This window comes from Gordonia sp. G4 (assembly GCF_057770005.1).
In genome coordinates this window covers 4,724,014-4,747,292 of the sequence record NZ_CM173442.1, presented here as the reverse complement: position 1 = coordinate 4,747,292, position 23,279 = coordinate 4,724,014, and the positions used below count along the sequence as shown (strand labels likewise).

Annotated in this window: 18 protein-coding genes; all 18 read left to right on the top strand. The window is 69.3% G+C overall.

Annotated features, from left to right (window positions below):
* The first annotated feature begins 111 nt into the window (after positions 1-111).
* The 18 genes from rpmI (at position 112) to tyrS (ending at position 22,957) form a co-directional block, all read left to right on the top strand.
* Positions 112-306, top strand: a complete 195-nt coding sequence (gene rpmI / locus AC3B5T_RS21570; RefSeq protein ID WP_004018754.1) for a 50S ribosomal protein L35 — start codon at positions 112-114, stop codon at positions 304-306.
* A 43-nt stretch (positions 307-349) separates the two neighbouring features.
* The gene (rplT, locus tag AC3B5T_RS21565; RefSeq protein WP_010844357.1) at positions 350-730 is read left to right on the top strand and encodes a 50S ribosomal protein L20; all 381 of its coding nucleotides are present in this window, start codon (positions 350-352) and stop codon (positions 728-730) included.
* 47 nt (positions 731-777) lie between these two features.
* Positions 778-1,587 carry a TrmH family RNA methyltransferase gene (locus AC3B5T_RS21560; RefSeq protein ID WP_055476530.1) on the top strand — a complete coding sequence of 270 codons (810 nt, stop codon included), beginning with the start codon at positions 778-780 and terminating at the stop codon, positions 1,585-1,587.
* Between the two features lie 46 nt (positions 1,588-1,633).
* Positions 1,634-4,108 carry a Tex family protein gene (locus AC3B5T_RS21555; RefSeq protein ID WP_055476529.1) on the top strand — a complete coding sequence of 825 codons (2,475 nt, stop codon included), beginning with the start codon at positions 1,634-1,636 and terminating at the stop codon, positions 4,106-4,108.
* A 157-nt stretch (positions 4,109-4,265) separates the two neighbouring features.
* Positions 4,266-5,660 carry an acyltransferase family protein gene (locus AC3B5T_RS21550; protein ID WP_055476528.1) on the top strand — a complete coding sequence of 465 codons (1,395 nt, stop codon included), beginning with the start codon at positions 4,266-4,268 and terminating at the stop codon, positions 5,658-5,660.
* 118 nt (positions 5,661-5,778) lie between these two features.
* Complete coding sequence (gene pheS, locus AC3B5T_RS21545; protein WP_010844361.1) at positions 5,779-6,831, top strand: phenylalanine--tRNA ligase subunit alpha; 1,053 nt, start codon at positions 5,779-5,781, stop codon at positions 6,829-6,831.
* A gap of 59 nt (positions 6,832-6,890) precedes the next feature.
* A complete protein-coding gene (pheT, locus tag AC3B5T_RS21540; protein ID WP_014927043.1) occupies positions 6,891-9,368 on the top strand; it encodes a phenylalanine--tRNA ligase subunit beta in 2,478 nt (825 codons plus the stop codon).
* Positions 9,369-9,555: 187 nt separating this feature from the next.
* Positions 9,556-10,581, top strand: coding sequence for an N-acetyl-gamma-glutamyl-phosphate reductase (gene argC, locus AC3B5T_RS21535; RefSeq protein WP_197282802.1), 1,026 nt, complete (start codon positions 9,556-9,558; stop codon positions 10,579-10,581).
* A complete protein-coding gene (gene argJ / locus AC3B5T_RS21530; RefSeq protein ID WP_055476527.1) occupies positions 10,578-11,846 on the top strand; it encodes a bifunctional glutamate N-acetyltransferase/amino-acid acetyltransferase ArgJ in 1,269 nt (422 codons plus the stop codon). Before argC ends, argJ begins: the two co-directional genes overlap by 4 nt.
* Entirely contained in the window at positions 11,843-12,760 is a 918-nt protein-coding gene (gene argB, locus AC3B5T_RS21525) for an acetylglutamate kinase (protein ID WP_055476526.1), read from the top strand. The genes argJ and argB overlap by 4 nt, the downstream gene beginning before the upstream one ends.
* Positions 12,757-13,965 (top strand): acetylornithine transaminase, encoded by a 1,209-nt coding sequence (locus AC3B5T_RS21520; RefSeq protein WP_055476525.1) that lies wholly within the window; start codon positions 12,757-12,759, stop codon positions 13,963-13,965. Before argB ends, AC3B5T_RS21520 begins: the two co-directional genes overlap by 4 nt.
* A complete protein-coding gene (gene argF / locus AC3B5T_RS21515) occupies positions 13,962-14,885 on the top strand; it encodes an ornithine carbamoyltransferase (protein WP_010844367.1) in 924 nt (307 codons plus the stop codon). The genes AC3B5T_RS21520 and argF overlap by 4 nt, the downstream gene beginning before the upstream one ends.
* A 65-nt stretch (positions 14,886-14,950) precedes the next feature.
* On the top strand, positions 14,951-15,457 hold the full coding sequence (locus tag AC3B5T_RS21510; RefSeq protein WP_010844368.1) for an arginine repressor: 507 nt from the start codon (positions 14,951-14,953) through the stop codon (positions 15,455-15,457).
* Between the two features lie 156 nt (positions 15,458-15,613).
* On the top strand, positions 15,614-16,813 hold the full coding sequence (locus tag AC3B5T_RS21505) for an argininosuccinate synthase (protein ID WP_010844369.1): 1,200 nt from the start codon (positions 15,614-15,616) through the stop codon (positions 16,811-16,813).
* Entirely contained in the window at positions 16,810-18,282 is a 1,473-nt protein-coding gene (gene argH / locus AC3B5T_RS21500; protein WP_014927038.1) for an argininosuccinate lyase, read from the top strand. Before AC3B5T_RS21505 ends, argH begins: the two co-directional genes overlap by 4 nt.
* An 81-nt stretch (positions 18,283-18,363) precedes the next feature.
* Positions 18,364-21,360, top strand: coding sequence for an AMP-binding protein (locus AC3B5T_RS21495; RefSeq protein WP_010844371.1), 2,997 nt, complete (start codon positions 18,364-18,366; stop codon positions 21,358-21,360).
* A 5-nt stretch (positions 21,361-21,365) separates the two neighbouring features.
* Complete coding sequence (locus tag AC3B5T_RS21490; protein ID WP_035718125.1) at positions 21,366-21,581, top strand: Trm112 family protein; 216 nt, start codon at positions 21,366-21,368, stop codon at positions 21,579-21,581.
* A gap of 41 nt (positions 21,582-21,622) precedes the next feature.
* Positions 21,623-22,957 (top strand): tyrosine--tRNA ligase, encoded by a 1,335-nt coding sequence (gene tyrS, locus AC3B5T_RS21485; protein WP_055476524.1) that lies wholly within the window; start codon positions 21,623-21,625, stop codon positions 22,955-22,957.
* The last annotated feature ends 322 nt before the right edge of the window (positions 22,958-23,279 follow it).

Below are 23,279 nucleotides of genomic sequence, written 5' to 3'. Positions count from 1 at the left end.
TCGGCCGGACGAGAGTCCGAACCGTTCCGGCCGAGATCACGACACGCGAACCCGGTACACACCGGACCTCGCCAGGTCCGGTGCCCGAGTTCGCCCGAGAGAAGGAAGAACATGCCGAAGAGCAAGACCCACAAGGGCACCGCGAAGCGCTTCAAGGTGACCGGCAGCGGAAAGATCGTCCGCCAGAAGGCCAACCGCCGCCACCTGCTCGAGCACAAGTCGTCCAAGCGCACCCGTCGTCTCGACGGCACCACCGTCGTCAGCGAGAACGACGCCCCGCGCATCAAGCGACTGCTCAACCGCTGACGCCAGCGACCCCAGACATCTGACAAGCAAAAGGATCTAACACATGGCACGCGTGAAAAGGGCCGTCAACGCCCAGAAGAAGCGTCGGTCCACCCTCGAGGCCTCCAAGGGCTACCGCGGACAGCGGTCGCGCCTGTACCGTAAGGCGAAGGAGCAGCAGCTCCACTCGCTGAACTACGCCTACCGCGACCGTCGCGCGCGCAAGGGTGAGTTCCGCAAGCTGTGGATCTCGCGTATCAACGCCGCGGCCCGCGCCAACGACATCACCTACAACCGACTCATCCAGGGCCTCAAGGCCGCTGGTGTCGAGGTCGACCGCAAGGTGCTCGCCGACATCGCCGTGACCGATCCCGAGGCCTTCACCGGTCTGGTCGAGGTCGCCCGCAAGGCACTGCCGGCCGACGTCAACGCCCCGGCTGCCTGATTGCGCCCCAGCACCCACGACCCGCGAGTCGCGCGGACGAGCCTCCGATGACGGAGATCCTGTCCGAGCGATCCTCGCGGGTCGTGTCGTATGCGAAGCTGCATCGCGCCGCCGAGCGGCGGGAGCAGGGTCGCTTCCTCGCCGAAGGGGCGAACGCCGTCGCGTCGGCGCTCTCCGTCGGACGGGTCGAGGCGCTCCTGATCGCCGACGAGGAGCACCACCGCCACCGCGCTCTCGTCGACACCGCCGCGGCGGCCGACATACCGGTGTCGGTGATCACCGACCGTGCCGCGTCCAAACTCGCGGAGACATCCACGCCCGCAGGTATCTTCGCGATCTGTCCGCTTCTCGACGTTCCGCTCGAGTCCGCTCTCGCCGGTGAACCCCGGCTCCTGGCGATCGCCGTCGAGGCCCGTGAGCCCGGCAATGCGGGGACGCTGATCAGGTGCGCCGACGCGATGGGCGCCGACGCCGTCGTCCTGCTGGGCGACGCCGTCGATCCGCACAACGGCAAGTGCGTCCGGGCGAGTGCGGGAAGCGTGTTCACGGTGCCCGTGGTGCGCGAGCGGTCCGTCGAGGACGCGCTCGACGCCATTCGCGCGGCCGGTGTCACGCTGCTCGCCACGGCGGCCGACGGCGAGGTCGACCTGGACTCCGCCGGCGACATCCTCGCCGGCCGCGTCGCCTGGCTCTTCGGCAACGAGGCGCACGGGCTGCCGCCGCACACTCAGCGCTCGGCCGACCATCGCGTGTCCATTCCGATCCGCGGTCGCGCGGAGAGCCTGAATGTCGCTGCCGCGGCGGCCATCTGTCTGTACGAGAGCGCTCGCGTCCACCGCGCGGCGGGTCGCGTCTGACCGCTGTCCGAGTCGGCCGGTAGGGTCGGCGATCGTGTCAGAAACTGTGTCACCCGACTCCGCCCCCGAACCCGCGCCCTCGACCCCCGGCTCGCCGGCCGCCGCACCGCAGACGGTGCCCGCGCCCGATCCCGCGGTCGTGAACTCCCGCATCGCCTCGGCGATCGCCACCGAGCTCGGTGTGGGCGTCGGCCAGGTGCGGGCGGCGATCGAACTGCTCGACGGTGGATCGACCGTTCCGTTCGTCGCCCGGTACCGCAAGGAGGCCACCGGTGGTCTCGACGACGCGCAACTCCGCACGCTCGACGAGCGTCTCGGCTACCTGCGCGACCTCGAAGCCCGACGTCAGGCGGTCCGCGAATCGATCGCCGCGCAGGGCAAGCTCGACGCCGCTCTCGACGCACGCATCCTCGAGGCCGACACCAAGGCGCGCCTCGAGGACATCTACCTTCCCTACAAGCCCAAGCGCCGCACCAAGGCCCAGATCGCGCGCGAGGCCGGCCACGAGCCCGTGGCCGATGCGTTGCTCTCGGACCCGACGACGGACCCGTCGACCTTCACCGCCGAGCAACTCGACGGTGCTCGCGCGATCGCGGTGGAGCGGTTCGCCGAGGACGCCGACCTGGTCGGTGAACTCCGCGAACTGATGTGGCAGACGGGAGTGCTGCGCACCGCGGTTCGCGAGGGCAAGGAGTCGGCCGGCGCCAAGTTCGCCGACTACTTCGAGTTCTCCGAACCGTTCACCTCGCTGCCGTCGCATCGGGTCCTGGCGGTGCTGCGCGGGGAGCGCGAGGAGATCCTCTCGGTCACTCTCGACGCCGATCCCGAGGCGGCCGATCGACCCGCCGGCCCCGGGCCGTACGAGCAGCGGATCGCCGCCCGTTTCGGCATCTCCGATCAGGGCCGTCCCGCCGACCGCTGGCTTGTCGACACGGTGCGATGGGCATGGCGCACCAAGCTCTTCGTCGGGTTGTCCCTCGATGTCCGGATGCGGCTGCGTCAGGCCGCGGAAGCGGATGCGGTCGCCGTGTTCGCGACGAACCTCAAAGACCTCCTGCTGGCCGCGCCCGCCGGATCGCGCACGACCATGGGGCTCGATCCGGGTCTGCGGACCGGTGTGAAGGTCGCCGTCGTGAACGCGACCGGCAAGGTCGTGGACACCGCGACGATCTACCCCCACGAGCCCCGGCGTGACAAGTCCGGCTCGCTGGCCGTGCTGGGCGCGCTGGTCGAGAAGCACGGCGTCGAACTCATCGCCATCGGCAACGGCACCGCCTCGCGGGAGACCGACGCGCTCGCCGGGGAACTGCTGTCCGCGATCAAGGCGGCCGGCAAGACTCCGCCGACGAGCGTCGTCGTGTCCGAGGCCGGTGCCTCGGTGTACTCCGCGTCGGCCTACGCCTCGAAGGAGCTGCCCGACCTCGACGTCTCCATCCGCGGCGCGGTCTCGATCGCGCGTCGACTCCAGGACCCGCTCGCAGAGCTCGTGAAGATCGACCCGAAGTCCATCGGGGTCGGCCAGTACCAGCACGACATCTCCGAGACCCTGCTCGCGCGCTCGCTCGGCGCGGTCGTCGAAGACGCGGTGAACGCGGTGGGCGTCGACGTGAACACCGCCTCGGTGCCCCTGCTGTCCCGGGTCTCCGGCATCACCGCCGGTCTCGCGGAATCGATTGTCGCGCACCGTGACACCAACGGCGCGTTCCGGAATCGCAAGCAGATCACAGCTGTACCCCGACTCGGACCCAAGGCGTTCGAACAGTGCGCAGGCTTCCTGCGCATCGCCGACGGCGACAATCCGCTCGACGCGTCGAGCGTGCACCCCGAGGCGTATCCGGTCGTCACTCGCATCATCGAGAAGGTGGGCACCGACGTCCGGTCGCTGATCGGTGACACCGCGACCCTCACCACGCTGCGTCCCGAGGAGTTCGTCGACGAGACGTTCGGTCGTCCGACCGTCGTCGACATCATCGCCGAACTGGACAAGCCGGGACGCGACCCGCGTCCCGAGTTCAAGACCGCCACCTTCGCCACCGGTATCGAGAAGGTCTCCGACCTCACCCCGGGCATGGTCCTCGAAGGTCAGGTCACCAACGTGGCCGCCTTCGGTGCGTTCGTCGACGTGGGTGTCCACCAGGACGGACTCGTCCACGTCTCCGCGATGGCGCACCGCTTCGTCTCCGACCCCCACGAGGTCGTCAAGTCCGGTGACATCGTGAAGGTGAAGGTCATGGACGTCGACGTCGAACGCAAGCGCATCGGCTTGTCGCTCCGGCTAGACGACGAGCCGGGGAGCGATGGCAAGCCTGCCCGCGCACCTCGCGGTCAGGCGCGTGAGGACTCTCCGCGCGGCGGCGGGCAGCCGCGTAAGAACGACCAGCGCGGCGGCGGTCGCGGCAACCCGGCCGGGCAGGGTGGCCGGGGAGGTCAGGCCAATCGAGGCGGGAATCGCAACGATCGGCGGCCGGCGCCCAGCGGAGCGATGGCCGACGCGCTCAAGCGAGCCGGCTTCGGCAAGTAGCGTCACAGCCCCGGCGGTCCGGTTTCTCGAACCGGGCCGCCACGGGCACAGGTGGTGTCCAGAGGTTCCGGCCGGCGTCCGGCGACACGGGAATTGCTGACCCCGACCGAGTAGTTCTGCTCAGGTCGTCGCGGCCGCCGCTGCCGAGACTGACGGCATGCTCAGCACCGAATCCGGATGGCCGGCGTCGACCGGTCTGCCGGGTACCCGTGACCTCGACGCTCTCACCGGCAACCGTGATCGCGTCGTCGACCTCCTCCGCATCGTCTCGCTCGTCGTGGTCGTCGCCGGCCACTCGATCATGCTCACCGTCGAGGTCGCCGACGGCTCGATCCATCTGGGCAACACACTCGGCGACGTGCCCGCATTGCAGCCGGCGACCTGGGTGCTGCAGGTGCTGCCGCTGTTCTTCTTCGCCGGGGCCGCCGCGGCGACCCTCGGCTGGACCTCACGCGGCCCTGCCGACATCCCGACGGCGGGGCAGTGGCTGTTCGGGCGGTCGCAGCGCTTGTTGCGCCCGGTCTTCTGGTACCTCGGAACCGTCGGGGCCGTGTACGCCGTCCTGTCCCGCATCGGTGCCTCGGCAGCGGCCGACGTCGTCGCGCGTCTCGGGGTGCAGTTGCTGTGGTTTCTCGGCGCCTACCTGCTCGTGCTGGCCGTCGTCCCGTTCCTGCAACGGCTCTCCTCCGGTGGTGGCGTGGCGCTCGCCCTGGCGTTCTGCTGGGGGAGTACGGCGATCGTCGACGCCGTCCGACTGGCGGACGGTCCCGCCGCACTGGGCTACCTGAACTTCCTCACCGTGTGGACGATCCCCGCTGTCCTCGGAGTCGCCTACGCCAAGAGGATCCTCCGACCCGCCACGGCACTCGCGGTGGCCGTCGGCGCGCTCGTCGCCGACCTCGCCCTCGTCGCGTGGGGGCCGTATGAGGTCTCGCTCGTGACCGTGCCGGGCCAGCAGTTGTCCAACATGAGTCCGCCGAGCCTGCTGCTCGCCGGTCACGCGATCGTGTTGTGCGCGGGCGCGATCGCCGTGCGCCGGTTCCTCGCGGTCGTCGTCGGCCGTCCGCATGTCTGGTGGTGGGTGGTGCTGGGCAACCGGGGTGCGATGACGCTCTATCTCTGGCATCTGCCGGTGCTCGCGGCGATCATCGGGACCGGTGCTGCGCTCGGTGTCGACCGTGCCGATGTCGGGTCGGCATCGTTCGGGGCCGTCGTCGGTGTGCAGACCCTGCTGCTGCTCGCGGCCATGATCCCGGTGGTCGGGGTGCTGTCGCCGCTGGAGAACCGGCCCCTGCCGTGGTGGGACGATCCCGTTGCCCGACGCAGCGGGCCGCTGCGGAATGCGACCCTGCTGATGCTGCTGGCCGGTGTCGGCGTGGCGATCCTGATGGTCGCGCGTGCCGGACTGGCCGGTGGAGGCGTGTGGTGGCTGGTCGTGGGCCTCGTGTGTGCCGTCGCCGCTCGTGGGCTGGCGGTTCCCGCCGGTCGCCGGACCACGGCGGGAGTTGCTTCCCGGAGACGGGGCTCCCGGCAGGTCAGCGCGTCGCGGTAGTCGACTACCCTCGACGGGAGTCATCGTCGGCACCCGAGGTGTGCCGCTGGGTCAGCGTGCGCAGCGGGACGACGGTGGCCCACCATCCACCGATCGACGCATGAGGAGCACGCCCACCGTGGCCACTTCCGCCGACGCAACGGCATTCCCGGGACCCGACGACCTCGAGGCGGCCGCATCCGCGGCGATCGCGGCCTTCGAGGCGGCGGTCGATCTCGATCAGCTCGCCGCGGCCAAGTCGGCGCACCTCGGTGACCGCTCGCCGATCGCTCTCGCCCGCCGCGCGCTGGGTTCGATTCCCAAGGACCAGCGCTCGGAGGCGGGCAAACTGGTCAATCAGGTCCGCGGCCGGGTGTCGGCGGCTCTGGAGGCACGCACCGCAGTCCTCGACGCCGAGCGCGACGCGGCGGTCCTCGTCGCCGAGTCCATCGACGTGACGTTGCCGAGTGGGCGGCGTCCGGTGGGTGCACGTCATCCCATCACCGTCATCGCCGAGCAGGTGGCCGACGTGTTCGTCGGCATGGGCTGGGAGATCGCGGAGGGCCCGGAGGTCGAGACCGAGCACTACAACTTCGACGCGCTCAACTTCCTTCCGGATCATCCCGCCCGGTCCATGCAGGACACCTTCTACATCGCGCCCGAGGGGTCTCGTCAGGTCCTGCGGACGCACACCTCGCCGGTGCAGGTGCGCTCGATGCTGAGCCGCGACCTGCCCATCTACGTCGCCTGTCCCGGCCGTACGTTCCGGACCGACGAACTCGACGCCACCCACACGCCGGTGTTCCATCAGATCGAGGGCCTCGCCGTCGACAAGGGGCTCACGCTCGCCAATCTGCGCGGCACTCTCGAGACCTTCGCCCGAGCGCTCTTCGGACCGGAGACGACGACCCGTATGCGGGCGAGCTACTTCCCGTTTACCGAACCCTCCGCCGAGGTCGACGTGTGGTTCCCCGCCAAGAAGGGCGGGCCGGGCTGGGTCGAGTGGGGCGGTTGCGGCATGGTCAATCCGAATGTGTTGCGCGCCAGCGGTATCGATCCCGACGTGTACTCCGGCTTCGCCTTCGGCATGGGTCTGGAGCGCACCCTGCAGTTCCGCAACGACATCTCCGACATGCGCGACATGGTCGAGGGTGACATCCGTTTCACCCTCCCGTTCGGTCCGGCCGCCTGACACCACGCGGCCGCACCTCCGCCGACTTCTCACGACGCGACGAAAGTAGTTGATACACAGTGCGTGCACCACAGTCCTGGTACACCGAGGTCCTCCGATCCGGCGACCCACAGTGGTCGGCGACCACCGAGGAGATCGACGCGGGATTCGTTCGCGTCGGGTTCGAGATCGAGGACATCGAGGCGTTCCCGGAGATCACCGGTCCGCTCGTGATCGGTCGCGTGGAGACGATCGAGGAACTCACCGAGTTCAAGAAGCCGATCCGGTTCTGCACGGTCGCCGTCGGTGAGGCCGAGCCGCGCGGGATCGTGTGCGGCGCGCGCAACTTCGCCGAAGGTGACCTGATCGTCGCCGCCCTGCCCGGTGTCGTGCTCCCCGGTCCGTTCGAGATCGCCTCACGCAAGACCTACGGCCGGGTCTCCGACGGCATGATCTGCTCGGTCTCCGAGCTGGGGATCGGTACCGATCACAGCGGCATCCTGGTACTCGCGCCCGGCACCGCCGAACCGGGTGCCGACGCCCGTGAGGTCCTCGGACTCGACGACGCCGCGATCGATGTGAACGTCACCCCCGACCGCGGTTACGCGTTCTCGGTGCGCGGTCTGGGCCGCGAACTCGCCGGCAGCTTCGGGGTGCCGTTCGTCGATCCGGGACTGCGATCGGCGGACCTGCCGGACGACGGGTCGGTCCCGGCGTGGCCCGTCGCCATCGACGAGGACTCCGGCGCGACGCGCTACACCGCACGGGTGATCACCGGCGTCGACCCGACGGCCATCTCGCCGTGGTGGATGCAGAAGCGGCTCATGGTCGCCGGGATCCGTCCGATCTCGGCCATCGTCGACATCACCAACTACGTGATGATCGAGCTCGGTCAGCCCCTGCACGCCTTCGACGCCGACCGGGTCACGGGCACCGTCACCGTCCGCTCGGCACAACCGGGGGAGAAGCTCACCACCCTCGACGACACCGTGCGCGTCCTCGACCCCGAGGACGTGCTGATCACCGACGAATCCGGGCCGATCGCGCTGGCCGGGGTCATGGGCGGCGCGAGCACCGAGGTGGGGTCCGAGACCACCACCGTGCTGTTGGAGTCGGCGACCTTCGATCCGGTTCGGGTCTTCCGTACCGCGAAGCGCCACAAGCTGACCTCCGAGGCGAGCAAGCGGTTCGAGCGGGTCGTCGATCCCGAGATCACCGCGGTGGCCTCCGATCGCGCGGCGCAGCTGATCGTCGAGATCGCCGGTGGGCGGGTCGCCTCGCCGCTCGCGGAGACACACGTCCAGACCCCGGCCCGGCCGACGATCTCCATCGCGGCCGACGAACCGGACCGCGTCGCGGGGGTCGGCTACCCGCCCGGCACCACCCTGACCCGACTGACCGAGGTCGGCTGTGTGGTGACCGGAACCGACGAGCTCGACGTGTTCCCGCCCTCCTGGCGACCCGACCTCCGTCAGCGCGCCGACCTCGTGGAGGAGGTCCTGCGGCTCGAAGGTCTCGAGGACATCCCCGCCGTGGTTCCCCGGGCACCCGGCGGCACCGGTCTGACGCCGGTCCAGCGACGCCGGCGCAGCATCGGGCGCACGCTCGCGCTCGACGGATACGTCGAGGTCCTGCCGTACCCGTTCATGCCGTCGGGTGTGTTCGACCTCTGGGACCTCCCGGCCGACGACGAACGGCGACGCACGGTCAAGGTCCTCAACCCGCTCGAGTCCGACCGTCCCGAGCTGAACACGACGCTGCTGCCGGGCCTCCTCGAGATGGCGGCCCGCAACATCGCCCGGGGACAGCGCGATCTGTCGCTCTTCACCATCGGTCAGGTCGTCGTCGCGGGCGATCACGTGGCCGCGGTGCCGGCGCTCGACGTGACGCGCCGTCCCACCGACGAGGAGATCGCCGCGCTCGACGCCTCCTTGCCGCATCAGCCGCTGCACGTCGGCGTCGTTCTCACCGGACTGCGCGATCCGGCCGGACCCTGGGGTCCGGGACGCGCCGCCGACCATCTCGACGCCTTCGAGGCGGCACGCACGATCGGCCGGGCGGCCGGTGTCACCGTCGAGCTGACGGCCGACGATCACCGCCCGTGGCACCCCGGCCGCTGCGCGCGGCTCACGGTCGACGGACGCACGGTCGGATACGCCGGCGAGCTCCACCCCGCGATACTCGAGCGAGCCCATCTGCCCAAGCGAACCTGCGCAGTGGAGATCGACGTCGACGCGCTGCCCCTGGGCGAGCGACTTCCGGCGCCGTCGGTGTCGGTGTTCCCCGCGGTGCTGCAGGACGTCAACGTCGTCGTCGGTGGCGATGTCCCGGCCGCGGACGTCGAGAAGGCGCTGCGTGACGGGGCCGGCGACCTGCTCGAGGACATCGCGCTGTTCGACGTCTTCACCGGCGAGCAGGTCGGCGCGGGGAACAAGTCGTTGACGTTCTCCCTGCGGTTCCGCGCACCCGACCGGACACTCACCGAGGAAGAGGCCAACGAGGCCAAGCTGGCCGCCGTCGATGCCGCAGCCGCCCGGGTGGGGGCCCGACTCCGCTGACAGTCCAGATCCACACCCACCCCTGAGTGAATTCATTTGCACCCTGCTGCATAATGATCCCATGGCTTCGACAAGCTCAACCAGCGGCGAACTGCGCTCGACCAGTGGCGAGGGTTCGTCCTCGACCAGCGGCGAGGGTTCGTCCTCGACCGGCAGTGCAGGGACATCCTCGACCGGCAAGGTGAAGGTGGCGGTGGCCGGCGCGAGCGGCTACGCGGGTGGCGAGATCCTCCGGTTGCTGTGCGGGCATCCCCGTCTGCGATCCGGTGAGCTCGAGATCGGGGCGCTCACCGCGGGCGGAAACGCCGGGTCACTCCTGGGCACCCACCACCCTCATCTGCTCCCGCTGGCCGACCGGGTCCTGCAGGACACGACACCGGAGATCCTCGGCGGGCACGACGTCGTCTTCCTGGGCCTGCCGCACGGCGCGTCGGCGGTGATCGCCGATGCGCTGCCGCCGACCACGCTCATCATCGACTGCGGTGCGGACTTCCGGCTCCGCGACGCCGGTGAATGGACGTCGTACTACGGCGGCGACCACGCCGGGACCTGGCCGTATGGTCTGCCGGAGCTGCCCGGCAATCGGGAGGTGCTCAAGGATGCGAGTCGGATCGCGGTGCCGGGCTGCTATCCGACGGTCTCGATCCTGTCGCTGCTCCCGGCGATCGCCGCGGGCATCGCCGACCCGCACGTGACCGTCGTCGCGGTGAGCGGTGCCTCGGGTGCCGGCCGGTCACCCAAGGTCGACCTCCTGGCGTCCGAGGTCATCGGGTCCGCGCGGGCCTACGGGGTGGGCGGGGTCCATCGGCACACACCGGAGATCTCCCAGGCACTGTCGGCCGCCGCGGACCAGCCGGTGACCGTCTCGTTCACGCCCATCCTCGCCCCGATGGCCCGCGGGATCCTCGCCACTTGCACCGCGCGCACTGCAGCGACCGCCGAGGAGGCCCGCGCGGTGTACGAAAAGGCCTATGCCGACGAGGAATTCGTGCACGTCCTGCCGGAAGGGCGGCTACCCGCCACCGGTTCGGTGATCGGCTCCAACGCCGTACAGCTCGGCGTGACCGTCGACGAACGCGCGCAGACCCTGGTGGTCGTCGGAGCGGTCGACAACCTGACCAAGGGCACCGGCGGTGCCGCCGTCCAATCGATGAACCTGGCTCTGGGTTGGACCGAGAACGAGGGACTGAGCACCGTGGGAGTGGCACCGTGACCGGATCGCACGACACCGACAGCGCCGACACCGGGCAGGACCGGATCGAGGGCGGCGCACCCGGCGACCATCCCCGCCTCGTGCGGGGGCAGGGCGTCACCGCGCCGCTCGGATTCCGGGCCGCCGGCATCGCCGCCGGGATCAAGGCGTCCGGCGCGCTCGACCTCGCGCTCGTCTTCAACGAGGGTCCCGATCACTCCGCCGCAGGCGTTTTCACCCGCAATCAGGTGAAGGCGGCGCCGGTGCTGTGGTCGCAGCAAGTCCTCACCACCGGCCGGTTGCGCACGGTGATCCTCAACTCCGGCGGCGCGAACGCCTGCACCGGACCGGGCGGATTCCAGGACACCCACAAGACCGCGGAGGCCGTGGCCGACGCGCTCAGCAACTGGGGGACCAGCACCGGTGCCGTCGAGGTCGCGGTGTGCTCCACCGGACTGATCGGCGACCGGCTGCCGATGGACAAGGTGCTTGCCGGGGTCACCGAGATCGTCCAGGACATGGGCGGCGGCCTGTCCGGCGGGACGGATGCCGCGCACGCGATCATGACCACCGACACCGTGCCCAAACAGGCTGCGCTGCATCATCCGCAGGGGTGGAACGTGGGCGGCATGGGGAAGGGGGCGGGCATGCTTGCGCCGTCGCTGGCGACCATGCTGGTGGTCCTCACGACCGACGCCGCCGCGACCCCCGAGCAACTCGACACCGCCTTGCGCAGGGCGACGGCGCGGACCTTCGACCGGCTCGACATCGACGGCTCCTGTTCGACGAACGACACGGTGCTGCTGCTGAGTTCGGGCGCCAGCCAGATCCCGGTCGAGCAGACCGACCTCGACGACGCGGTGTTCGCGGTCTGCGACGATCTCGCCGCCCAGATGATGGCCGACGCCGAGGGCGTCACCAAACGGGTCGTCATCACGGTGATGGGGGCCGATACCGAGGACGACGCACTGACCGTCGCCCGCGCCGTCGCGCGCGACTCCCTGGTGAAGACCGCCCTGTTCGGGTCGGATCCGAACTGGGGCCGGGTGCTGGCCGCTGTCGGTGCCTCGCCGGTCACGATCGATCCCGACCGGATCGCCGTGTCCTTCAACGGGAGTCCGGTGTGCGAGAACGGTTTCGGCGTCGAGGGAGCTCGCGATGTGGACCTGTCGGGTCCGGACATCACCGTCGTCGTCGACCTGAAGCTGGGGGAGTCCGCGGCGAGTGTCCGGACCACTGATCTCTCCCACGCGTACGTCGAAGAGAATTCGGCGTACTCGTCATGAGTGGGACGACATCGGGGGCCCACCCGATCGACCCGGCCGCCGGCCTCGCGAAGGCGAAGGTCCTCGCCGAAGCCCTTCCCGCGCTGCAGCGACTCGCGGGTGCGACCGTCGTCGTCAAGTACGGCGGCAACGCCATGATTGACGACGCGCTGAAGAAGGCGTTCGCGGCGGACATGGTCTTCCTGCGCGCGTGCGGCCTGCATCCCGTGGTGGTTCATGGTGGCGGCCCGCAGATCTCGGCGATGCTGAAACGGCTGGGACTCTCCGGTGAGTTCAAGGGCGGCTTCCGGGTGACGACCCCGGAGGTCATGGACGTGGCCCGGATGGTCCTGTTCGGCCAGGTCGGGCGCGAGCTCGTGGGCCTGATCAACTCACACGGCCCGTACGCGGTCGGCATCACCGGCGAGGACGCCCATCTGTTCACCGCGACGCGCCGCACGGTGCTCGTCGAGGGCGTGCCCACCGACATCGGGCTCGTCGGCGACATCGCGTCGGTCAACACCTCGGCCGTGCTGGACCTCGTGGCCGCCGGCCGTATCCCGGTCGTCTCGACGATCGCGCCGGACCGCGACGGGGTGGTGCACAACATCAACGCCGACACCGCGGCAGGTGCTCTGGCCGAAGCGCTCGGTGCTGCTCGGCTCGTGATGCTGACCGACGTCGAAGGTCTGTACACGGACTGGCCCGACCGCGGGTCCCTCGTGTCCCAGATCGACACGGACACACTGACCGAGCTGTTGCCGTCGCTCGACTCCGGCATGGTCCCCAAGATGGAGGCGTGCTTGCGCGCGGTCACCGGCGGCGTCGACCGCGCGCACGTGATCGACGGGCGTGTCGCCCATTCGGTACTGGCCGAACTGTTGACCGAGAGCTCGACCGGCACCACCGTCGTCGTTCCCGAGGAGGACGCATGACCGCCCCACTGCAGCAGCGCTGGACACAGTCGCTGATGAACAACTACGGCACCCCCGCCATCGCCCTCGTCGAGGGTTCGGGAGCGTATGTCACCGACGCCGACGGCAAGCGCTATCTCGATCTCCTCGGCGGGATCGCGGTGAACGCCCTCGGTCATGCGCACCCGGCGATCGTCGACGCAGTGACCACTCAGCTCCAGACGCTGGGGCACGTGTCGAACCTGTACATCGCGCCGCCCGTGGTCGAGCTCGCCGAGAAGTTGCTCGACCGGTTCGGCCACCCGGGCCGCGTCTTCTTCTGCAACTCCGGGACCGAGGCGAACGAGGCCGCGTTCAAGCTCGCCCGGCGGACCGGTCGGCCCGAGATCGTCGCCGCCGAGAAGGCCTTTCACGGCCGGACGATGGGTGCGCTCGCGATGACCGGACAGCCGGCGAAGCGCACGCCGTTCGAACCGATGCCCGCCGGCGTGCGGTTCGTTCCCTACGGAGACGTCGACGCCCTCGACGCGGCGGTCTCCGACCAGACCGCCGCGGTGATCCTCGAGCCGATCCTCGGGGAGGCCGGCGTCGTGGTGCCCCCGGCCGACTATCTGGCGGCCGCACGCCGGATCACCGAGGAGCGCGGCGCACTGCTGATCCTCGACGAGGTGCAGACCGGCGTCGCCCGGACCGGAACGTTCTTCGCCCATCAGCAGGTGGGCGTGGTGCCCGATGTGATGACGCTCGCCAAGGGGCTCGGCGGTGGCCTGCCGATCGGCGCGTGTATCGCCACCGGCCCCGCTGCCGACCTGTTCGAGCCCGGTCAACACGGCACCACCTTCGGCGGCAATCCCGTCAGTGCGGCCGCCGCGCTGGCCGTACTCCGGGTCATCGAGTCCGACGATCTAATCGATTCTGTTGCAGCGGTGGGGAAGTCGATCGCGACCGGTATCGAGGACCTGCAGCACCCGCTGGTGTCCCACGTGCGGGGGTCGGGTCTGTTGCTCGGAGTGGTGCTGACCCAACCGCTCTCGCAGCGCGTCGAGGCCGCGGCCCGGGACGCCGGATTCCTCATCAATGCGCCCGCGCCCGACGTCCTACGCCTGGCCCCACCGCTGATCCTCACCGAGGAGCAGGGACGGGGTTTCGTGCGCGCACTGCCAGAACTGCTCGACACCGCCGCGGCCGCACACGCCGCCACATCGAACGAGGGGGACAAGCCATGACCAGACACTTCCTGCGCGACGACGATCTGACCCCGGCCGAGCAGGCCGAGGTGCTCGCACTCGCGGCCGAGGTCAAGGCGAAACCGTTCGACTTCCGGCCATTGGAGGGCCCGCGGGGAGTCGGGGTGATCTTCGACAAGAACTCCACTCGAACCCGGTTCTCGTTCGAGGTCGGCATCGCTCAGCTCGGCGGTCACGCGGTCGTCGTCGACGGCCGGACGACGCAGCTGGGGCGCGAGGAGACGCTGGAGGACACCGGTCTCGTCCTGTCCCGCTTCGTCGACGCGATCGTGTGGCGGACGTTCGGGCAGGACCGCCTGGAAGCGCTCTCGTCGACCGCCACCGTGCCCGTGGTCAACGCCCTCTCCGACGAGTTCCACCCGTGCCAGGTGCTCGCCGACCTGCAGACCATCGCCGAGCACAAGGGTGCGCCTGCGGGGCAGACGATGACGTATCTGGGTGACGGTGCCAACAACATGGCGCACTCGCTGGCCCTCGGCGGCGTCACGGCCGGCATGCACGTGATCATCAGCTCGCCGGACGGCTTCCAGCCCGACCCCGTGGTCATCGCCGCCGCCGAGAAGCGCGCCGCGCAGACCGGCGGCTCGGTGAAGCTGGTGACCGATCCCGTCGCCGCCGCGACCGGTGCCGACGTGCTGGTGACCGACACCTGGGTGTCGATGGGGCAGGAGGCCGACGGCAAGGACCGCACGGCGCCGTTCCGGCCGTACCAGATCAACGACGAACTCCTCGCTCATGCCGCGGACGACGCGATCGTGCTGCATTGTCTGCCTGCGCATCGCGGCGACGAGATCACCGCCTCGGTGATCGACGGTCCCCGCAGCGTGGTGTTCGACGAGGCCGAGAACCGCCTGCACGCGCAGAAGGCCCTGCTGATCTGGCTGCTGGACCACCAGTGATCCGGTACCACGAGTGACCGGGGAACGACAGTGAGCGTCGAACCGACCATGACCAGGAATCCACGATGACCGCCGGAGCCGAGCCCTCGGAGAGCCGACTCGCCGCCACCCGCGCGGGGCGACATGCGCGGATCATCGAGATCCTCTCCACGCATCAGGTCCGCAGCCAGTCCGAACTACAGCGGCTGCTCGCCGAGGAGGGCGTCGACGCCACCCAGGCGACGCTGTCGCGCGATCTCGACGAGCTCGGCGCGGTGAAGCTGCGCGCCGCGGACGGCGGCGCCGGTGTCTACGTGGTGCCCGAAGACGGTTCGCCCGTCCGCGGGGTGTCCGGCGGGACCGACCGGCTCGGCAGGCTCGTCTCCGACCTGTTGGTGTCGACCGACAGCAGCGGCAACCTCGCGGTGCTGCGAACGCCCCCGGGTGCCGCGCACTATCTCGCGGCCGCGCTCGACCGGGCACGCCTGCCCGACGTCGTCGGGACGATCGCCGGGGACGACACGATCTTCGTGGTGGCACGCGAACCGCTCGACGGAGCCGAACTCGCCCGCCGGATCGAGGGCCTCGTGTAGCCGTCCCCTCATCCATGTCCGGTTCCGCCCCCCATGGCGGACAGACCACACCAACCACAACAGACGAGACGCCGCCAACCGAGACCCGGACGGTGGCGTCGGAACACCGGGGCCGATGATGGACTCGGTCAACGCGCAGAACAGGAGCTTCACCTCATGGCAGAACGTGTCGTACTCGCATATTCGGGCGGCCTGGACACCTCGGTCGCGATCAGCTGGATCCAGAAGGAGACCGGCAAGGAGGTCGTCGCCGTGGCGCTCGACCTCGGCCAGGGTGGCGAGGACATGGAGGTCATCCGTCAGCGTGCACTCGACTGCGGCGCGGTCGAGGCCGTCGTGGTCGACGCCCGCGACGAGTTCGCCGACGAGTACTGCCTCGGCGCCATCACCTCGAACGCGCTCTACATGGACCGCTACCCGCTCGTCTCGGCGCTGTCCCGCCCGCTGATCGCCAAGCACCTGGTCACCGCGGCCCGTGATCACGGCGGCACCGTCGTCGCCCACGGATGCACCGGCAAGGGCAACGATCAGGTCCGCTTCGAGGTGGGCTTCGCGACCCTGGCGCCCGATCTGCAGGTCCTCGCGCCGGTCCGCGACTACGCGTGGACCCGCGAGAAGGCCATCGCCTTCGCCGGGGAGAACGACATCCCGATCAACGTGACCAAGAAGTCGCCCTTCTCGATCGACCAGAACGTGTGGGGTCGCGCCGTGGAGACCGGTTTCCTCGAGGACCTGTGGAACGCGCCGACCAAGGATGTCTACGACTACACCGAAGACCCCACGGTCAACTGGAACTCGCCCGACGAGGTCATCATCGGCTTCGACAAGGGCCGCCCGGTCAGCATCGACGGCCGGCCGGTGAGTGTGCTCGAGGCGATCCAGGAACTCAACCGCCGTGCCGGAGCCCAGGGCGTCGGACGCCTCGATGTCGTCGAGGACCGACTGGTGGGCATCAAGAGCCGTGAGGTGTACGAGGCTCCCGGCGCGATGGTCCTCATCCGCGCGCACGAGGAGCTGGAGCACGTCACCGTGGAGCGCGAGCTCGGCCGCTACAAGCGCGGCACCGATCAGAAGTGGGCCGAGCTGGTCTACGACGGTCTGTGGTTCTCGCCGCTGAAGCGGTCGCTGGACGCCTTCGTCGCCTCGACGCAGGAGCACGTCACCGGCGAGATCCGACTGACCCTGCACGGCGGCACGATCGCGGCCACGGGTCGTCGCAGCTCGGAGTCGCTCTACGACTTCAACCTCGCCACCTACGACGAGGGCGATACCTTCGACCAGTCCGCGGCGCGCGGCTTCGTCGAACTGCACGGCCTGTCGTCGAAGATCGCCGCGAAGCGGGACCTGAATCTGTGAGTGCGGGCACCGGCGGCGGCACCGGCCCGGAGACCGGTGGGACGACCAACCAGGGTTCGCTCTGGGGCGGTCGTTTCGCCGGTGGGCCGGCCGAGGCGATGGCCGCGCTGAGCAAGTCGACTCATTTCGACTGGGCCCTGGCCCCTTTCGACATCGAGGCCTCCAAGGCGCATGCCCGGGTGCTGAACAGCGCCGGGTTGCTCACCGATGACGACCTCGTCGGCATGCTCGACGGGCTCGATCGCCTTGCCGCCGATGTCGCCGACGGCAGTTTCGGGCCCGCGGAGTCCGACGAGGACGTCCACGGCGCCCTCGAGCGAGGCCTGATCGAGCGGGTCGGTCCCGAACTCGGCGGCCGGCTGCGGGCGGGGCGGTCCCGCAACGACCAGGTCGCCACCTTGTTCCGGATGTGGCTGCGTGCCGCCATGCGTCGGGTCGCGCTCGGCCTGCTCGATGTCGTCGACGCGCTGACCGCCCAGGCGGCGGCGCATCCCGATGCGATCATGCCGGGCAAGACGCACCTGCAGGCCGCGCAGCCGGTGTTGCTCGGTCACCATCTGCTCGCGCACGCGCAACCCCTGTTGCGCGACATCGACCGGCTCGCCGATGCGGATCGTCGAACCGCGGTGTCGCCGTACGGTTCCGGCGCACTCGCCGGCTCCTCGCTGGGCCTCGACCCGGCGGCGATCGCGGCCGACCTCGGCTTCGACGGGCCTGCCGAGAACTCGATCGACGCCACCTCCGCGCGCGACTTCGCCGCGGAGGCCGCGTTCGTCTTCGCGATGATCGCGGTCGATCTCTCCCGGTTGTCCGAAGAGGTGATCATCTGGAGCACACCGGAATTCGGCTACGTCACGCTGGCCGACGCATGGTCCACCGGCAGCTCGATCATGCCGCAGAAGAAGAACCCGGACGTCGCCGAGCTCATGCGCGGCAAGGCCGGTCGACTCATCGGTGACCTGACCGGACTGCTGGCCACGCTGAAGGCGCAGCCGCTGGCGTACAACCGGGACCTCCAGGAGGACAAGGAACCGGTCTTCGACGCGGTGGCGCAGCTGGAACTGTTGCTGCCGGCGGTGACCGGACTGGTCGCGACACTGGAGTTCCACACCGACCGCATGGCGGAACTCGCCCCCGCGGGCTTCACCCTCGCCACCGACATCGCCGAATGGATGGTCCGAGAGGGCGTGCCGTTCCGCGTGGCCCACGAGGCCGCGGGCGCCTGCGTCCGCGAAGCGGAATCACGCGGTGTCGGCCTGGACGAACTCGACGACGCGACGCTGGCGGGTGTCCATCCGGCGCTGACGCCGGCGGTGCGGGAGGTCCTGACGGTGCGCGGTTCGGTGGAATCGCGCAACGCACACGGCGGTACCGCGCCCGGACAGGTGCGGCGACAGATCGAGGTCGTGACGGCCGCGACCACCGATCTTCGAACACGCTGGACCGCTGGGCCCGGCGGGCGTCGCTGATCCCGCCCGACTGGGTACAGTGACCTGAGTCACCGACTCGTCGGTGAGTCCGGGAACACCGACGACTGGAGGATCGACACGATGGCGGTGTGGGACGGGGGCCCCGATCTCGCGGGGATGGTCGGCAGGGTGCTGGCCACCGCGCAGAACGGTCTGGAGGTGCTGCGCTTCGGCGGGCTGGAGACCGGTACCGAGCCGGCGCCCTTCGCGGTGGTCGAGACGCACAAGATGTTCAAGCTTCGCCGGTACTTCCCGAACGATCCGTCGACCGGCCCGAACATCGTTCTGGTGCCGCCGATGATGGTGTCCGCCAACGTCTATGACGTGACCGAGCACAACGGTGCCGTGTCGATCCTGCACCGCAACGGCATCACGCCGTGGGTCGTCGACTTCGGCTCGCCGGACTCCGAAGAGGGCGGGATGGAGCGCAATCTCGCCGACCACGTGGTCGCCATCAGTCGGGCGATCGACCTGATCGTCGAGGCGACCGGGCGCGACATCCATCTGGCCGGGTACTCCCAGGGCGGGATGTTCGCGTACCAGACCGCGGCGTATCGCAGATCCAAGGGGATCGCGAGCCTGATCACTTTCGGTAGCCCGGTCGACGTGCTCGCCGCACTGCCCCTGGGGCTGCCCGCGGGACTGGTGGCACCGGCCGCCGAATTCCTGGCGGACAAGGCGTTCTCGCGCAATCTCTGGGTGCGGGATTGGATGGCACGCACCGGATTCCAGCTGTTGGACCCGGTGAAGACGGTCCGCAGCCGCATTGATTTCCTGCGTCGCCTGCACGACCGCGAGGCGCTGCTGCCCCGCGAGGACCAGCGCCGGTTCCTCGAAGCCGACGGCTGGGTCGCGTGGTCGGGGCCGGCGATCGCCGAACTGCTGCGGCAGTTCGTCGCGCACAACCGGATGGTGTCCGGGGGCTTCGTGATCAACGGTGATCTGGTCTCTCTCGCCGAGATCACCTGCCCGGTCCTCGCGTTCGTCGGCGATGCCGACGACATCGGGCAGCCCGCGGCGGTGCGGGGCATCGTCCGGGCCGCGCCCGACGCGGAGGTCTACGAATCGACCCTGCCGGTCGGACATTTCGGACTCGTGGTCGGCAGCGCGGCCGGTGAGCACACCTGGCCGACGACCTCCGACTGGGTGAACTGGATCTCCGACAACGGTCCGCGCCCGGAACTCGTCTCCGAGATGTCGCTCGTGGAGCCGGGGCACGGCGGCGGGGTCAGCCTGTCCTCGCGCATCACGCACGGAATGGGCTCGGTGGCCGACGCCGGGACCGCAGCCTCGCGCGAGCTGCTCGGTCTGGCCAACTCCCTGCAACGGACCTCGCGGGCGGTGGCCTCGGAGTCGGTGCGGACCGTGCCCCGGCTGTTCCGACTGGGCCAGATCCAGAGCGGGACGCGCATCTCGCTCTCGAAGCTCATGGCCGAGAACACCAAACGCGGCGGCGACAGCGAGCTGTTCCTGTTCGAGAACCGCGTGCTCACCCACGCACAGGTCAATGCGCGCATCGACAACGTGGTCGCGGGTCTGGTCGACTGCTGCATCCGTCCGGGCCAGCACATCGGCGTCCTGATGGACACCCGGCCCAGCGCGCTGGTCGTGATCGCCGCGTTGTCCCGCCTGGGTGCAGTGGCGGTGCTGCTCGCCGCGGACGCCGACGTCCGCGAGATGATGCGGCTCGCCGACAGTTCGGTGATCGTCACCGATCCCACGAATCTCGACCTCGCGACCGCTGCATCGGATCGGGTTCTGGTGCTCGGCGGTGGAAGTGGCGATTCCCGCGCCATCGAGGGTGCCGATGGGACGTCGATCGTCGACATGGAGCGCATCGACCCCGACGAGGTGGTGATGCCGACCTGGTACCGGCCCGATCCCGGGCTCGCGGGCGATCTCGCATTCATCCTGTTCAGCCGGGCGTACGGCAAACTCGTCCCGTGGCCGGTGACCAACCACCGGTTCGCGATGTCGGCCTTCGGTGCGGCGTCGGCGGCGGCGCTCACCGACCGCGACACCGTGTACTGCCTGCCACCGCTGCACCACGCGTCGGGACTGCTCACCACGCTGGGTGCGACCGTGGTCGGACGGTCGCGGATCGCGCTGTCGAACGGCATCGATCCGGCGAACTTCTCGGTGGAGGTACAGCGCTACGGCATCACGGTCGTGTCGTACACGTGGTCGATGCTCAGCGGCATCGTGCGAGATCCCGATTTCCACATCAACCAGCACAACCCGATCCGGTTGTTCATGGGCTCGGGCATGTCGGCGGGACTGTGGGAGGACGTGTGCTCGAGCTTCCCTCGGGCGCGGATCCTCGAGTTCTTCGCGACCGCCGACGGTTCGGCGATCCTCGCGAACGTGTCCGGGGACAAACTGTCCTCCGTCGGCCGGCCACTGCCGGAGACCAATCCGGTCGAGGTCGCGGCCTACGACATCGTCGGCGACCGGTTGCTCATCGACGACTCGGGCTTCGTCCGCCGGGCGGAGACGGGGGAGCCGGGTCTGCTCCTGGCCAAGGCGAAGCACAAGTTCGACACCAACGGGACGGTGTTGCGCGACGTCTTCACGACTCGTGACCGGTGGGAGGTGTCGGGACATCTGTTCGTACGTGACGCCGACGGCGACCTGTACTTCCTCGGTGCGACAGACCGGGTGATCCGGACCGCTGACGGGCCGGTGTTCATCCCCCCGCTCACCCACGCACTGTCGCGGCTCAAGAGTGTCGACCAGGTCGTCGTGTACGGCGTCGGCGAACCCGGACACCAGGTCGTGGTCGCCGCGATGACCCTGCGTCCCGACGCGAAACCGGACTCGCTCACGGTCACGCAGCTGCGGATCGCGCTGGGGGAGTACCGCGCCGACGCCCGGCCGCACCTCATCCACGTCGTCGACGACATCCCGCAGTCGGCGTCCTTCCGTCCGCTGAGCACCGGCCTGGTCGAGGACGGACTGCCGAAACCGGGTGCGCGCGTCTGGTATCGCGACGAGGAGGGGCGTTACCGCAGGTACACCCGCACCGTGGCCGGCAAGCTGGACTGGGCCGGGTCGCGGACGAGCGATGCCCTAGGGTGATCGGGGTGACGACACGCGCTGAGGCCATCGACCCGATCGTGCGCGAACGACTGGCCTGCCCGCAGGACCACGGTCCGCTGATCAATGCCGGCGACGAGCTCTACAACCCGCGGTTGCATGTCGCGTACCGCATCGACTCCGACGGAATCCCGGTGATGCTGATCGACGAGGCGCGCGCGGTCGACGACGCCGAGCACGAACGCATCGTCGCCTCGCAGTAGTCGCCGATCGGGGGTCTCTCGTCGGATGACAAGATCGAGGGGTGAGTGCTGACAACGCCGAACCCCCCGAGCCGGCCGAAACCCCCGAGCCGACTGACGTCCCCGCAACCGTCGACATCCTCGACGAGCTCCGGTGGCGTGGGCTGATCGCTCAGTCCACCGATCTCGGCGCCCTGGGTGATGCGCTGGCGAACGGGCCGGTGACCTTGTACGCGGGGTTCGATCCGACGGCGGCAAGTCTCCACGCCGGTCACCTGGTCCCCTTGCTGACCCTCAAGCGGTTCCAGCTCGCGGGCCATCGGCCGATCGTCCTCGCCGGAGGTGCCACCGGCCTGATCGGTGACCCCCGTGACGTGGGGGAGCGGACCATGAACTCGCCCGACGTCGTCGCCGAGTGGGCCGGACGCATCGATGCCCAGCTCCGACGATTCGTCGACATCGAGGACACGCCCACGGGTGCCGTGGTGGTCAACAACCTGGACTGGACCGGTGAGCTGTCGGCGATCGAGTTCCTGCGCGACCTGGGCAAGCACTTCTCGGTGAACGTGATGCTCGCCCGCGACACGGTCAAGCGACGCCTCGAGGCCGATGGCATGAGCTATGCCGAGTTCAGCTACCTCCTCCTGCAATCGAACGACTTCGTCGAGCTCCACCGCCGGTACGGCTGTGTCCTGCAGATCGGTGGCTCCGACCAGTGGGGGAACATCGTCGGCGGTGTGGACCTGGCCCGACGTCTCGACGGCTCGGCGCTGCACGCCCTGACGGTTCCCCTCGTGACGTCGTCGGACGGGAAGAAGTTCGGCAAATCGACCGGCGGTGGCAGCCTGTGGCTCGACCCCGAGCTGACGAGCCCCTACTCCTGGTACCAGTACTTCGTGAACACCGCCGACGCCGATGTCGTCCGCTACCTGCGGTGGTTCACCTTCCTCGGGCGGGAGGAGATCGACGAACTCGAGCGCGCGACGGTCGAGACCCCGCATCTTCGGCGCGCGCAACGAGCACTCGCTGGCGAGATGACGACCCTCATCCACGGCAAGGCCAACACGGATGCGGTCGAGCTGGCCAGCCAGGCGCTCTTCGGAAGGGCCGAGCTCGGCGAACTCGACGAGAGCACGCTTGCCGCGGCCGTTCGGGAGACCTCGATCGCCGAATACCCCGAGACACGTCCGACCATCATCGAGTTGCTCGTCGACACGAAGCTCTCGGAGAGCAACAAGGCTGCCCGTCGCGCGGTCTCGGAGGGCGGCGCGTACGTGAACAACACCAAGATCACGGACCCGGAGTGGCAGCCGGCGGACGCCGACCTGCTCCACGGACGGTGGTTGGTGGTCCGTCGCGGCAAGAAGAGTTTCGCCGGCGCCAGACTAGGCCGCTGACCAGGCGATTTGACGCGTTGTTCGCGCCTGTGTAACTTAATCGACGCACCGCAGAGAGCAACTCCCCCGGAGCCGCAAGCCCCGGGGAAGCCGAAGTGCCCGAGCAACTCGCTCGGGCCGCCTGTGCGGGGCCACTCCCGAGAACGAGATCGCGAGCGTTCAGCGCGCTCTGGGGAGAGCTCATCGGAGCCGGCTTCATACCGAAGACGTCTGGTGGGTGTGTGTTCTTTGAGAACTCGATAGTGTGTTGGTGGATTGTTTGATGCCATTTATTGTGGCGTCGAATGGTTTGCTTAGATGATGTGTCACGCGGCTTCAAGTC